Below are 12,155 nucleotides of genomic sequence, written 5' to 3'. Positions count from 1 at the left end.
TTTGAATTGTTATGGCAGTAACAAAAAAGAAAAAAACCCCAAAGAACCATTCAGTAAAAGATATATACGAATGGAAATTTGATGAAGTTGAATTAGATCAACTCTGGAAGGATCATCTTGGAGATATCCCCAAAGGTGCAAAAATCCTTGTAAAAGGTGATGCGAAAAACGGAAAAACCGAATACCTGGTTCGTATGTGCTGCGCATTTATGGAATCCTCATTAAAGGTCAACTTTAACAGCCCTGAACAGGGTAAATCTAAATCCTTTCAAAACGCAGCAATTAGAAATAATCTGGCTCAATATATGGGACTTGGAAAGTTTATATTTTGCGAAAAGTCTCAACGTGCTTTTGAAATTTGGTTCCGCCGGTTATGTCAGCCAAATTCAGGCAATGTCTGTGTCCTGGATTCTGCTGACTATATGAATTTGACAGTTGAGCAGATGAAACTTTTGTTTGAGAGGTTCCCTAATAAAATTATCATTATTGTTTCCTGGAAAGCTAATCCAAATCTAAAAAAATTCGAACATTTAGTTGATGCAATCATTGATGTGAAGGACTTTAAAGCGTCACCAGTTGGAAGGTTCGGCGGTTGGAAGGAACTTATTATATGGGACAAAAAAGGTCCAAAACAATTAAATAACCAATTAACACTTTTATAGATCATGAATAAAATACAAATAACACCAAAACAGGCTTTACAATATAATATAATGCTTAATGCATTGAAAACAATAAGTAAATCTTTTCAGACAACTGATCAGATTCGTAGAAATAGTGAAAAAGATTACGGATTAGATTATGTTGATGCTTTGGAGATGTCGTATGAAAATATCCAAGTACTAGCTAAATCAGCAAGTAAAAATGTTAAATCAATTTAATATTTATGAAAAACGAAGTTGAAAAACCATATAACAGTTTGATACAGGAGCGTAACGAAAGAAATGCCTTTATTAATAAAAAGGCTTCTGAAGCACACAAATTAATAAATTCAGATTATGCCATCACAAGTAATTTTTAAGCGTTTAATGGCTGTTTTAACACGTCATAAGCTACAACCTCGCAGACATGCTTTGTGTTGGGAATATTCAGGTAAAAGAACTGAAAGCAGTCGAGATCTGACCGACACTGAAGCAATGAAAATAATTGAAGATCTGGAAAAGCAAACGATCAAAATGAAGCGAAAATTAATTAGTCTGTGTTATGATATTTTGTGGGTGACAACATCGGGTAAAGCTGATGTTGCACGTCTTGATTCCTGGTGCAGAACCTATGGTAAATTTAAGAAACCGCTTAACAGTCTTGTAGCTTCTGAACTTCAGGTGTTAATAACCCAATTTGAAAGTATGAACACGAAGATATTATCTTCGTAACATGGCCAGAAATTCCGATCGTTTAACCTTAAGAAATGAACTTATTTCGAAAGAATATGCACAATTATTTTTTGTTGAAGGAAAACGAGACGAAGTGATATTCGATTATTTGGCTGAAAAGTATTATCTTCAGCCATCTACAATAGAAAAAATTATCCTAAAAATAAGTAAGACAAAATGAAAAAACTAATATTATTAACAGCAACTGTATCAATGTTGTTTATGAGTTGCTCTAAATCAGGGGAGACAATTGAAATTGAAAAAGTAGTCGAAAAAGAAGTTGTTGTAAAAAAGGACGTAATTGATGATTACATTAAATTAGCTTATACAGGTGGTTATAGTGATGATCAATTAAAACAGATTCGAATAAACTTAATTACAAAACTGAAAGATTTTGTTAATGGTTCCGGATCAGTATACGAAAGTCATAATTTTTACTATGGTCGTAGGCATTTCAATAGTACAAGCTCTTACACAGGTAACTTTCTAATTACGGTGTCAATTGAAAAATTTCAACCAAAAGAAGTAAGCACATATATTGATGGTAGAACAGCCTTTAATTTAGATTCTATCAAAGCCCCTTCAGGTCAACAATTGTCAGTAGTACAAACCTTTTTTGAAAATCAATACATCGGAACATTGAGCAAACAAGAAGTATTAAATTTAAAATAACACCAATAAAAAAAGCCGCTTTAAAGCGGCTTTTTTATTTCTCCATCTACCTGAAGATCCGGTGTAACCGGTATCAGATTTTTCTTTGAAGGTATACATTTTTTATAATCAAAGCTATACGATGTAATGTTTTCGATCAAATTCCCGTGATTATTATCAATTTGCGTGTTAGTGTTTAGCATAGGTGTACAACCAGGTAATGCTGCCCCATCCATAAAGCCCTCCAATTTATCCAGTAAATCCAAAGATTGAAGTGCATCTGCACCATCAGCCTGATAATCATAGCAATCAGTAACTAGGTGTATTCGCAAAGGTACATTACCAGATTTTTGAGTTTTATTAACTCGGGTCCATTCCACAATTCCAAATTCTATAAATGTTGCAGGCCGTAAAAATGGCACTTCATCTTCGATGTTCATAATCTGTTCATTCCATAGATCGACATGCTGTACATCCGGCAATTTATTCAGGATGTATTCTTTGATTGATAGATACAATTCTTTCATTTATTTAATGTATAATATGCGTTTAAGTTCATATTCAGACTTCATCAGAATTCTTTTATTGACAAACTCTGAAGGTCCCATATATTGCCGTTTGGGTATTACTGTGTTAACCCTTCTCTTATGTGCCTTTACAATTACAGAAGTTACAGAAGCTTGTCTACCTCTTCCAGTGCGCCTGTATCTGCGCCTGAAGGAACCAACGTTCTGAACCGCCCGGATACGTCCGCCTTCATTATGAATTTTTGCATAGGGAAGCGGAGATCCTACAACCACATAACCCAGGCCAACACGAAGCACCCGGATAGATCTGCGTAAAGCCCCGGACTTAATAAGAATACCACGCCTTGACTTTTTTCGATTTTCATACTTACGTTTTTTCCAACGTTCCAAACGTGAATCACTTATCCATCCCTGACGTGTAAAGGAATCCTTATAAAAGTTTACGGCTATGTTTCCTACAAACCTGGGATAATTTGATTTGAACGTCCGGAAAGCTTCCATTTGTCTTTTAAATGGAAGCTTTCTGCTTGATGATATATCAACGGATCCGGCCATTACTCAACTGCTAATGAAGTATCTGAAATCATTTTCAATAATTCCTCCTGGATCATTCGACCGATATCCTGTGCTGCACCTTGAATATTGGTGGCGTTTACTGTCATTCCAGGAAGTAAGTTTTGTATTGTGATATTAACGGTCCTTGTACCTCCGGAACCGGACACACCGCCCCCGGATCCCTTTTTGTTTTTTCCTCCATCAATAGGATCAAAGTCCAGTCCTGACAAACCTTTTGGTTTTGCTTTAGGTGTCAGTTTATCCGGAAATTCCACATCCAAAATGCTGCTGAAAACCTGGTCACGAACAGCCTTTGCCTGGTCTTTTTTGATCTTTCCGATATCTGCTATTTCCCAATTCTTAATACTGTCAATAGCCCCGGTTATATCGAAAGTCATAATTTGGCCCATCAGTTTTGCCAACTTCATAAACATTTCACCCATCCATACCAGGTAAGGCCGGATTTTAAAATAATAGCTTTCAAATGCGTTACCTGCCTTATCCTGGGCTGTGATCATGTTCATAATTCGTCCAATGGTCTGATCATATATGTTAATCAGTAACATGAAACCTGCAGTACCTATTTTAAGCGTAATCGATAGGATATTGCCAATAGTTGATATCAGATCCCGAAATACAATACTTCTTTCATTAAGCTGATCAATACGTTCAATGATAGCTAATACCTTATCTCCGGTTGCGGACAGCATCGGTAAAAACTTCTCTCCAAATTTCTCCCATATGACCAAAAATTTATTATTAACAATCGCCCAGGAATCCCCCGATTGAGCTGCGTTTTGATATGCAGCATCAGCAGCACCCACACTGTCAATCGTACCGTTTACAATCTCACGGAAACGATCTGCGTTTTGGGACATGGAAGCAAAAGCCCCTGCAGCTTCCATATCAAGTCCCAAAGCTGCAAGCTTTGCAATTCGTTGCTTATCCGTTAATCCGTCCATTTTTACGGTCAACTGATCAACAATTTTTGTAAGTGGAAGAATCTTTCCACTTTGGTTAAAGATGGCCACACCCATCTTGTTAAATGCATTAATCCGGTCGGGATTGGATAGAGCCTTTGTAGCATTTTCCATTAAAGTTGTTGCTCTCTCTGCAGTTGCTCCCTGGGCGGTCAGGTAAGCCCAGGCTCCTGCAGTTTCATCCAGGGCAAACCCGGCATTTCTGGCAGCCGGTATAATCTTGGGAAGATATTGCGCAATATCGTTGAATGATGCGGAACCCTTGTCCACTGTGGCAAACAAAACATCATACACCCGGTTAATACTTTCACCGGACGAATTCATTACCCCAACTCCTGCAGCTGCAGTCGTGGCCATATCGGCAAAACCTGCTTTTCCGGCTCTTAAAGTTGGCTGTAATGCTTTGATGGATTGATCAACGGTTAAACCTGCTGATAGAATATTATTAAATGTTTCCGGAGCCTGATCCAGAAGAGCAACGTTATTACCCCCGGTTTTTAACAGTTGATCTGAAAGTGCCTTCAGCTCCTTTTTTCCAAGTTGTGCCGTTACATTGACTTCGGCCATTTTGGCCTCCCATTCTTCAGCATAATTAGTCGCCTTTTTAATAGCAACACCGGCACCAACTACAGCAGCACCGGCAGCAACATAAGGATTTGATATCAATGCTGCTGCTCGATCTCCCCCGGGAACTTCACCCAATATGTCGCTTATAGCGTCCATATTCTGCACTTTGAACTTCTGCAGATTACTCTTTATTCCATCCAGTGAACCGCTTGCTGCAGAGCGCATACCCTTTAGACGGTTTTCGAACTTATCATTCACGGCCATGATTCTTTTCATCGATTCGGTCCAGAGATCATTAATTCGAAAGGTTGTTGTGCTTTCCTGAGTAGACATATTTTGTTGTTATTTAATTAATTATATACCTTTGTTATTATGACAGGTCAAGAACTTTATAAAAAGCTCTCCAAAAGAGATTATTCCGGTAGTGCTGCAGATTTATATGCACAGCTGCTACAGACTCTCTTTGGCCATATCCAGGATAAACTTTTCCCGTACCTGGAACGGGCTGAAAGTGATAATAAACAACTCGACATTGATCCTTCAGCAGTAGATCAGGATGAATACCAGGAGTCAGATATTATTCTGATTTAGCCGGGTGAAGTTCGTCAGCCAGTTGTATCATTTCTTCATATAATTCCGGCATAACTTTCTTGAAAACCGGGTTTCCACTGAATTTATTTTCAAACATGTGTGCGATAAACTCCGCTTCTTTATAGCCGGGAGTTTTCCAGTAGCTCGAACTGTGTCCCCTTCCATACATCGGATTAAGGGACATAATGGTGTCGGACGCAGCACCACACATATTCATAAGATCATATTTACCCTTCTCATAGGCATGCTCTCCCATGCTATCAATCCGGGTTGATAGCTCTTTGTATAGCTTGTTATCATCTTTTGAGAAAATACCTCTGTATTTATCCATCAGGTTTTTAACCTTATTAGATTTTTGAAATCCGTTAGACCAGTCAGCAGCGTGTCCATACTCGTGATATACTACGGCTTCGGCATACCATTTTGAGTTTTTCCGGCGATCATCAACAGGAATGTGAACAAACCAGTTTGTCGGATCAAAATAGGCTCCCCCGGTTGTTCCTGATTTAAATCCAACTTTAGAATTCAGATAACTGAAGATTTCTTTATTAACAGTAATACCTAATTTTTTGGCATAATCTTCAATCCCTTCAGGAACAAAACTTCCGGATTTGCGGACAACTTTTTCCAGTTGCTTTTTGATTTCCTTTTTATCATCTGCAGGAGCTGAATAATACGGGTGGCCATCAGGGTATAATTCACCCGTTGCTGCCATGTTTACCCTGAACATTTTAGGAAGGATAGGTAATTTTTTATCCTTCATATCTGTGACCTTACCATCCACAGCCTGACAATCACATCTACATCCCCAATCATTAGGCGGATAATAGGTTAACCAGAAACTGTCATCAATTGGCCGTACAATGCCATTTAATGCCCGGTGTGCCTGGCGTACCCGGCCATCACCTGCAGTAACATATTTCAGGTTCGGAACGATATCAATATTATGTTGATACTCTACCCATCGGGAAGCCATCTGACTGGTAGCTATAGCGTGGTTACGCTCTACCCGGAGACGATCAGTATTGTATATTTTCCCAACTTTGCGAGCTTCTTTAAAAAAGTCGGATTCCGATCGTAGTTTGCCGTCCTGATCTACAAGTAAAGCAGACACGTCTTTGATCATCTGGTAGTCTGCAAAGCCGGAAAATAGCCATACATTTTGTTGCAGGTTTCGTATCATGCGGATATCCGGAGAATCATAATCCGTTCCGATAAATCCATTTCCGAAACCTTCGAACATAGCATCGCTCAATATCTTTGCCCGTGCAGCGGTAGTGTCCTGGTTGATCGTCTTTTTCTTGCCTTTGTGAAGTTGTTTTATTAGATCCTCAAAAGCATTGTCTAAATCCGCCCATCCTTCAGGTTCCTTTTCGTCTGCATTCTTACATACCTTAGCGTGATTATATCCGGATTGATATAATAGATTTACGGCGTTGTTATAGACCGCCCGGTTTGCCGGCCCCGGGCGGTCCTTTATTTTTTTGGTTCCGAATCCTCCTGTGTTACTTCAGTGTCTGCAGATTCTTTTTTTCCAATGATCTTAACATTAAATGTCTCTTCAACTTGTACCGGGTCAATTTCAAATCCCATTTCACTAACACCTTTGAAAATCTTTAGTTTATCTTCCAGATTTTCGGGGTTGTCCCATTGGAATACGTCCATTTCCGGATTAATTTTATAGCCCACTTGTGCCATGATTGGCATCAGCTTATCGTTAATCTCGAAATACATGAATCGCATGTCTGCAAGGGTCGTTTGTTCCTGGGTACTTTCGACAACCACTTCAGCCTTTGCCCTGGATCCTGAATTATTAGATGTTTCAGCCTGGGAGTTAATCAGTAATGCCAATTCCTCGTTAGCAGCTTTACGCTTTTGGTTGAATACCTCAAAAGCATCTGTCTGCTTATTTTCCTTGACATCTAATTCCGTATCCATAGGAAACAAAGCGTGACCGGCTTGCCCTAAATCCCGAAGCCAGGCATTAATAGCAGCACGTACTTTTGAATCGGTACTGGCAGTTTTTGCAATACGAATCGGAATACCGAACATCTCTTCGAACTGATCCCATGAAGCCCAGGAATGTTTACGCAGGATATAAAGAGGTGCTGCAGCGTCTAGTAATCCAAGCCAACCGCCTTCACCTACAGGTGTGCAGTACTGCGCAAAAGGATCATCCAGGTAGGAAAATGTTTTCTCTCCGGTTAGGTCTGTAAGGATCGCATTCCATTCCGGAATAACATGCGCCCGGGGTATGATATCCACATCTTTGATTTCACCGTTTAATATAGATTTTATATAAGGCAACGAGTGGCCATAATATAGATAGTGGTGCGTATGTTTAGCCCATTTATAAAACCAGGCTTTATTAAACATATCGGTCTTATCCTTAACCTCCTTTTTAGTCGAATAGTCAGTAATCTTAAAGGTTTTATTAAGGATTCGATCTGTTCTTTTATTGGTTTCACTAATGATAATCGCATCGGTCATCATCATCTCATCATACAGCTCTGTTAACTGCTTACGTCTTGGACGATCTGTATTCAGGGCAGCTGCTCTTGCGGACTGCCAAACGGCAATTTCTTTTTTGTACGATGAATGCTGCGATTTGATAATCGACACCATAAACCCGGCCGGATCCTGCTGCCATCTTTCATTAGATCCGGTCTTTTTAGTAGCATTTTGGATATCCGGAGCAGGATCGAAAATAGACGATTTAAGCGAGTTTATTCCTTTGTTGAATAGATTTACTATGTTGCTCATTATTGTGTGTTTGTGAAGTGCTTAAACAGCGTTTAAATAGTGTTACCATCCTTGACTATATTTCTGATTGCTTCCGCCCAGAAAAAAGTAATCTGTACCGCCCTGATCAGGTAGTTCGGGAAGATCAGGATTAAGTTTTCCTGCAGCTACCCGGTTCAGCCAGTCGATAGCAGCTTCATATCTAATTGCTCGTAGCTCCGGGACATTACGAGGTGAAATATTGCTATGCAAATGATACAATGTGATATCGATCAGGTACATCAGGATCAGGCTATTTCTCTGATCACCTTCTTTGTTAAAAATCTGGCTTACATCGTATCTGGAATTCAGGTAACTTTCCATTTCTGTCTGCGCCATAAGTTCAGCTTTTGGCAGTCCATTTGTATTCTTTACAGTATTAAGAATCTCCGATCTAATTTGTGCGCTGTAATCGCTTTCCGTGAGAAATGGCATTATTTATCGTCTCCTTTCTTTATTAGCTGATCATACTTTTTCTTTAAGTCGTTGTACTGTCTTTTCAGTGCATCGATTTCTTTTCTAAGACTTTCATTTTCGTTGGTCTTATTTTGACTTTCCTTGTTTGACTCGTTATACTCTCTGCGCCAGTAATCAACATCTGATTGCAGATCGTTTTGCCGATTAATTGAATGTATAACCTGGTCCTGAAGTTTAAATACCAAGTCCTGCAGCTGCTGAATAAGTTTACTATTAGCATCGATCTTATCTTTCTTACTCAAAAAGAAATGATCCAGTATCTTATGTAGAAGCCCCCCAGTAAGGAGCATACCTGCGATTTGTAAAATAGATTCTACCATCCGTTGTTATTTTGATGTCGTTCAATAATTGGTTCGAAATTTTCATCTGGTTTATGCATATCCAAGTAGTAAAATGCACCTTCATCAGCATCCGGAGAATCGTCCGGACTGTTATATCCTGGTTCAATTCCTTTCAACTGATTATTACCTTCAATCATATCAGCATTATGTAACTCATCCAGGTTAAAGTAATTTTCATTATTACTATATGAGGGTTCCATTTTCACGATGCGGACATATTTATTTTCTTTGGATCTACAATCAACCAGTACAACTAATTCCCGTTTTTTAGCTTTCCTGCGATTTTTGTTGTGTTCTGCAAGTGCTGATTTTAAGGGCTTATTGAAAAACTGTTTTTCCATATACCAAAGAATCGCTACACCTGCAGGCAGTTTATCTTCTACATCACTCATCCATTGAAAGGCGTCTATTGTTGGAGACCTGCGCACAAAGGATTTTAAACAGTGTCTCTGCCAGTCCTTAGAAGCGGTTTCAAAACCGCCCCACACCCGAACAGCCTTAAAATCCGATTTGGGGTTATTCTCAAAAGATGGGTCGAAATATCCAATGATAATTTTATACCTCTTTAACAGGTGCCACATCTTGATCCAGTGAAGCATTTTGTCTTTAAATATTTCACCTTCTACATGATTTTCGTGGAAGAATTCCCTGCGCCCGATAACTGTACCGGCCATTTCAATTTTGGAGTTAATTTCTGCCAGGGTGTAACGGCTCCAGGATGGTTTGCCGGTTTTGGGATCAATCGCAAAGATTTTAGAATGATAAATTCCTTTACGTTTTGGCGCACCGGGTTTAATGTCACCTACAAAATGCGCTAAGATACTTTGTGCATGAATCCTATTACCGGCCATGATTAAAGTACCGCCTTTTTTCGTGTCCAGGGCAAAGAATAACGCACCTAAAATTTTTGTCAGAACCTTTTTAACTCTCTTTTGGTTGTGTACGATATCATCATCATCTATATCGTCTATGGCTGCATAATTAGGACGTTTCTCGCCCTTCCTTGCACCACGTGGAGTTTGATCCCTACCTATGGCTAAAAATCGTATTCCTTCACGTGTTGTGAACTCCCCATCAGACCAACTTCCGGCATTATACTGCTCACCAAAATAATAGGCAAATAGTTCATTGTATTGAAGTTGAGCCTGCAGATCTGCAAGAAGGTTGCAAGCATCGTTTTCATTTTTACCCATTAAAATCATTCCGTTCATGGTTCCATTGGCGATCATGAACATAGGGATACCTATAACAATATGTACAGACTTGGCGTGCTCCCTGGGCCATTCAGCAGCTGCCATAAGATTAGGGTTATCAGGCGGACGTTTCCAGAATAAAACCTTGTTTGCCAGATTTACCTGAAAATCTGCACAATCAGTTTTTCCGTCGTCACAATACATGGAAAGAACAGTTTTGAAAAACAGATTGTAGTCTTTCAAAAGCATTTTTTTTGTTGCTTCCTTTTCTTGTGGCGTTTCATTGAGCTTCTTTGCAGAGCTTCTTTGAACCTGATCACACCATTTAAGCCATTCCTGATAATCCCTTTTTTGAACCTCTGCCATGACTTATTTACTAATCTGTTCGTCCACAAATTCCTTCATATATCTGTTGATCAATTTGGCGGTTTCCGGATCTTTTGGAAATACATAATTGGTGAAAGCTTTAAAGACATTAAACATCTGGCTAATGGTGTACTTTTTATCACTGATCACCTCGACAACCCGGGCGAGTTTAGCCAGGGCATCTGCTTTAATGTCCTTGCCTTCTAAGGTCATATCATGCATAGCCTTATAGATGTTGGTAATGATCTTATGAGATGTGATAGCGGTAGCACCCTTGAGTTCGTCCCACAAACCGTTTTGCTTCCACCTGGTGAAAGTTTTAGGAGCTACACCAACGATTTCACAAATTTCATTCTGTGTTTTGTCGGTACTCATAAAGAGGTCAAATGCAATCTCTTTTTTGTCGTCGTTTGATAATTTATCCTTCGCCATAATGACAAAAGTGCTGTGCTTTTAGGGCTTAAAAAACCGTGTTCCGCAATGAATGCGCTGATCAGCGCATTCATTGCGCTAATCCGGGAAATGAAGGATTTTGGCGTTTTGAAAGCGGTTTTTTTCGCTTCACTTTTGGACTTTACGAAGTCAGATGAGCAAAAAAATTATCAAAGATTGGTATGAAATAAAAAATGCGGCAGACATGCCCGAGGTCATGATATACGGTTTTATCGGACCTTATGAAGAGGTTGATTATGTCAGCTTTCAGGCAGAGATCCGCAACCTGGCATTGACACATAAATCCGTGCGTGTCCGGATCCACTCCGGGGGCGGATCTGTCATTGACGGACTTCCGATGTATGACTGCCTGATATCTTCTAAAATGCAAATTGAAGTAGTTATCGAAGGTTTAGCAGCATCGATGGCCGGGGTACTTTCCCAGGCCGGCCACGTTCGCAAAATCAATAAGCACGGAAATATAATGATCCATCAGGTCAAAGGCGGTACATATGGTACAGCTGATGATCTTATCGCATATGCAGACCTGGTTAAAGAACGCCAGGACCGCATTAAAGAAATCTTTGTTCAAGCGACCGGACAACCTGCAGAAACAGTAGAATCCTGGTTTAATCGTACTACAGATTGGTGGATTAATGCACAGCAGGCCCTTTCTCTGGGTTTGGTCGATGAAATAATCGATGAAGGTCTTCAGGCTCCTGTACCTGAAAATAAACTGGTAGATGAAAGATCTGTCTACGATATCCTTTCGAATTCTTTAAAAAATCAAAATCAAAATACAGACACAATGAACGAGTTACAAAAGAAAATTCTCGCATTACTGGTCTCCCGTGGCGTGGTTAATCTCAATAACGCTACAGATGATCAGCTGATAGCAGCTGTAACAGCAGAGCTTCAGAAACTTGAAAACAAAATCACAGGGTTTGAAAATTCGATCGCCCAGGAAAAAACAAAACGTGCTAATACTCTGGTTGAAAATGCTGTAAAAGACGGTAAGATCACTGAAGAGGAACAGGCTGACTGGAAGGATCTTGCAAATTCCAATTTTGAATTAGCCGAAAAGCAACTTGCAAAAATCCAAGTCGCACCAAAGAATGTGACCGTATCTGTGGGGCTGACAAACAGTGGTAAATCAAATGCTGCAGCTGCTGATGATCGTGCAAACTGGACTTATCAGGATTATGCACAGAAAGATCCTACTGCCCTGGCAAACATGCAGACAGAAGATCCAGAGAAATTCAAAGCCCTGGTTGCCGGAGTTAGAAACGAATTAGTTAACAAGGGTGCAATTAAAAACTAA

Annotated in this window: 16 protein-coding genes; 7 read left to right on the top strand and 9 right to left on the bottom strand. The window is 39.6% G+C overall.

Annotated features, from left to right (window positions below; genetic code table 11):
- Positions 1-11 precede the first annotated feature (11 nt).
- The 5 genes from B4B65_RS02575 (at position 12) to B4B65_RS02555 (ending at position 2,045) form a co-directional block, all read left to right on the top strand.
- Positions 12-662 carry a hypothetical protein gene (locus tag B4B65_RS02575; protein ID WP_293913144.1) on the top strand — a complete coding sequence of 217 codons (651 nt, stop codon included), beginning with the start codon at positions 12-14 and terminating at the stop codon, positions 660-662.
- 3 nt (positions 663-665) lie between these two features.
- Positions 666-881 carry a hypothetical protein gene (locus tag B4B65_RS02570; protein WP_293913142.1) on the top strand — a complete coding sequence of 72 codons (216 nt, stop codon included), beginning with the start codon at positions 666-668 and terminating at the stop codon, positions 879-881.
- Between the two features lie 5 nt (positions 882-886).
- A complete protein-coding gene (locus B4B65_RS02565) occupies positions 887-1,021 on the top strand; it encodes a hypothetical protein (protein WP_293913140.1) in 135 nt (44 codons plus the stop codon).
- Positions 1,022-1,028: 7 nt separating this feature from the next.
- A complete protein-coding gene (locus tag B4B65_RS02560; RefSeq protein WP_293913138.1) occupies positions 1,029-1,373 on the top strand; it encodes a hypothetical protein in 345 nt (114 codons plus the stop codon).
- 177 nt (positions 1,374-1,550) lie between these two features.
- Positions 1,551-2,045, top strand: a complete 495-nt coding sequence (locus B4B65_RS02555; protein WP_293913136.1) for a hypothetical protein — start codon at positions 1,551-1,553, stop codon at positions 2,043-2,045.
- 20 nt (positions 2,046-2,065) lie between these two features.
- On the opposite strand, the gene B4B65_RS02550 is transcribed toward B4B65_RS02555, so the two are convergent.
- From B4B65_RS02550 to B4B65_RS02540, 3 genes are read right to left on the bottom strand one after another with little or no spacing between them, the layout of a single operon-like run.
- On the bottom strand, positions 2,066-2,551 hold the full coding sequence (locus tag B4B65_RS02550; protein WP_293913134.1) for a hypothetical protein: 486 nt from the start codon (positions 2,549-2,551) through the stop codon (positions 2,066-2,068).
- Positions 2,552-3,106 (bottom strand): phage virion morphogenesis protein, encoded by a 555-nt coding sequence (locus B4B65_RS02545; RefSeq protein ID WP_293913132.1) that lies wholly within the window; start codon positions 3,104-3,106, stop codon positions 2,552-2,554.
- The gene (locus tag B4B65_RS02540) at positions 3,106-4,986 is read right to left on the bottom strand and encodes a phage tail tape measure protein (protein WP_293913130.1); all 1,881 of its coding nucleotides are present in this window, start codon (positions 4,984-4,986) and stop codon (positions 3,106-3,108) included. The genes B4B65_RS02545 and B4B65_RS02540 overlap by 1 nt, the downstream gene beginning before the upstream one ends.
- Before the next feature lie 39 nt (positions 4,987-5,025).
- On the opposite strand from B4B65_RS02540, the gene B4B65_RS02535 reads away from it, so the two are divergent.
- Positions 5,026-5,244 carry a hypothetical protein gene (locus B4B65_RS02535; RefSeq protein ID WP_293913128.1) on the top strand — a complete coding sequence of 73 codons (219 nt, stop codon included), beginning with the start codon at positions 5,026-5,028 and terminating at the stop codon, positions 5,242-5,244.
- Here the strand turns inward: B4B65_RS02535 and B4B65_RS02530 are convergent.
- The 6 genes from B4B65_RS02530 to B4B65_RS02505 all read right to left on the bottom strand — a co-directional run bounded on the left by B4B65_RS02530 (position 5,231) and on the right by B4B65_RS02505 (position 10,834).
- Positions 5,231-6,499 carry a phage minor head protein gene (locus tag B4B65_RS02530; protein WP_293913126.1) on the bottom strand — a complete coding sequence of 423 codons (1,269 nt, stop codon included), beginning with the start codon at positions 6,497-6,499 and terminating at the stop codon, positions 5,231-5,233. The genes B4B65_RS02535 and B4B65_RS02530 overlap by 14 nt on opposite strands.
- A 221-nt stretch (positions 6,500-6,720) precedes the next feature.
- The gene (locus B4B65_RS02525; RefSeq protein WP_293913124.1) at positions 6,721-8,007 is read right to left on the bottom strand and encodes a phage portal protein family protein; all 1,287 of its coding nucleotides are present in this window, start codon (positions 8,005-8,007) and stop codon (positions 6,721-6,723) included.
- A 42-nt stretch (positions 8,008-8,049) separates the two neighbouring features.
- The gene (locus B4B65_RS02520) at positions 8,050-8,460 is read right to left on the bottom strand and encodes a phage protein Gp36 family protein (protein WP_293913122.1); all 411 of its coding nucleotides are present in this window, start codon (positions 8,458-8,460) and stop codon (positions 8,050-8,052) included.
- Positions 8,460-8,822 carry a hypothetical protein gene (locus B4B65_RS02515; protein ID WP_293913120.1) on the bottom strand — a complete coding sequence of 121 codons (363 nt, stop codon included), beginning with the start codon at positions 8,820-8,822 and terminating at the stop codon, positions 8,460-8,462. The genes B4B65_RS02520 and B4B65_RS02515 overlap by 1 nt, the downstream gene beginning before the upstream one ends.
- Complete coding sequence (locus B4B65_RS02510) at positions 8,816-10,402, bottom strand: hypothetical protein (RefSeq protein ID WP_293913118.1); 1,587 nt, start codon at positions 10,400-10,402, stop codon at positions 8,816-8,818. The genes B4B65_RS02515 and B4B65_RS02510 overlap by 7 nt, the downstream gene beginning before the upstream one ends.
- 3 nt (positions 10,403-10,405) lie before the next feature.
- Positions 10,406-10,834, bottom strand: coding sequence for a hypothetical protein (locus B4B65_RS02505; protein WP_293913116.1), 429 nt, complete (start codon positions 10,832-10,834; stop codon positions 10,406-10,408).
- A 154-nt stretch (positions 10,835-10,988) separates the two neighbouring features.
- On the opposite strand from B4B65_RS02505, the gene B4B65_RS02500 reads away from it, so the two are divergent.
- Positions 10,989-12,155 carry a Clp protease ClpP gene (locus B4B65_RS02500; RefSeq protein ID WP_293913114.1) on the top strand — a complete coding sequence of 389 codons (1,167 nt, stop codon included), beginning with the start codon at positions 10,989-10,991 and terminating at the stop codon, positions 12,153-12,155.

The organism is Sphingobacterium sp. UBA5789 (genome assembly GCF_002418355.1).
In the GTDB taxonomy this organism is placed as follows: Bacteria; Bacteroidota; Bacteroidia; order Sphingobacteriales; family Sphingobacteriaceae; genus Sphingobacterium.
The sequence above is the reverse complement of the archived record's forward strand: the minus strand, read 5'-3'. Positions and strand labels throughout refer to the sequence as shown.

Excerpts from the sequence above, each read along its gene's own strand:
- B4B65_RS02575 (WP_293913144.1), top strand. The coding sequence starts at position 12 with ATGGCAGTAACAAAAAAGAAAAAAACCCCAAAGAACCATTCAGTAAAA.
- B4B65_RS02570 (WP_293913142.1), top strand. The coding sequence starts at position 666 with ATGAATAAAATACAAATAACACCAAAACAGGCTTTACAATATAATATA.
- B4B65_RS02565 (WP_293913140.1), top strand. The coding sequence starts at position 887 with ATGAAAAACGAAGTTGAAAAACCATATAACAGTTTGATACAGGAGCGT.
- B4B65_RS02560 (WP_293913138.1), top strand. The coding sequence starts at position 1,029 with ATGGCTGTTTTAACACGTCATAAGCTACAACCTCGCAGACATGCTTTG.
- B4B65_RS02555 (WP_293913136.1), top strand. The coding sequence starts at position 1,551 with ATGAAAAAACTAATATTATTAACAGCAACTGTATCAATGTTGTTTATG.
- B4B65_RS02550 (WP_293913134.1), bottom strand. The coding sequence starts at position 2,551 with ATGAAAGAATTGTATCTATCAATCAAAGAATACATCCTGAATAAATTG.
- B4B65_RS02545 (WP_293913132.1), bottom strand. The coding sequence starts at position 3,106 with ATGGCCGGATCCGTTGATATATCATCAAGCAGAAAGCTTCCATTTAAA.
- B4B65_RS02540 (WP_293913130.1), bottom strand. The coding sequence starts at position 4,986 with ATGTCTACTCAGGAAAGCACAACAACCTTTCGAATTAATGATCTCTGG.
- B4B65_RS02535 (WP_293913128.1), top strand. The coding sequence starts at position 5,026 with ATGACAGGTCAAGAACTTTATAAAAAGCTCTCCAAAAGAGATTATTCC.
- B4B65_RS02525 (WP_293913124.1), bottom strand. The coding sequence starts at position 8,007 with ATGAGCAACATAGTAAATCTATTCAACAAAGGAATAAACTCGCTTAAA.
- B4B65_RS02520 (WP_293913122.1), bottom strand. The coding sequence starts at position 8,460 with ATGCCATTTCTCACGGAAAGCGATTACAGCGCACAAATTAGATCGGAG.
- B4B65_RS02515 (WP_293913120.1), bottom strand. The coding sequence starts at position 8,822 with ATGGTAGAATCTATTTTACAAATCGCAGGTATGCTCCTTACTGGGGGG.
- B4B65_RS02510 (WP_293913118.1), bottom strand. The coding sequence starts at position 10,402 with ATGGCAGAGGTTCAAAAAAGGGATTATCAGGAATGGCTTAAATGGTGT.
- B4B65_RS02505 (WP_293913116.1), bottom strand. The coding sequence starts at position 10,834 with ATGGCGAAGGATAAATTATCAAACGACGACAAAAAAGAGATTGCATTT.
- B4B65_RS02500 (WP_293913114.1), top strand. The coding sequence starts at position 10,989 with ATGAGCAAAAAAATTATCAAAGATTGGTATGAAATAAAAAATGCGGCA.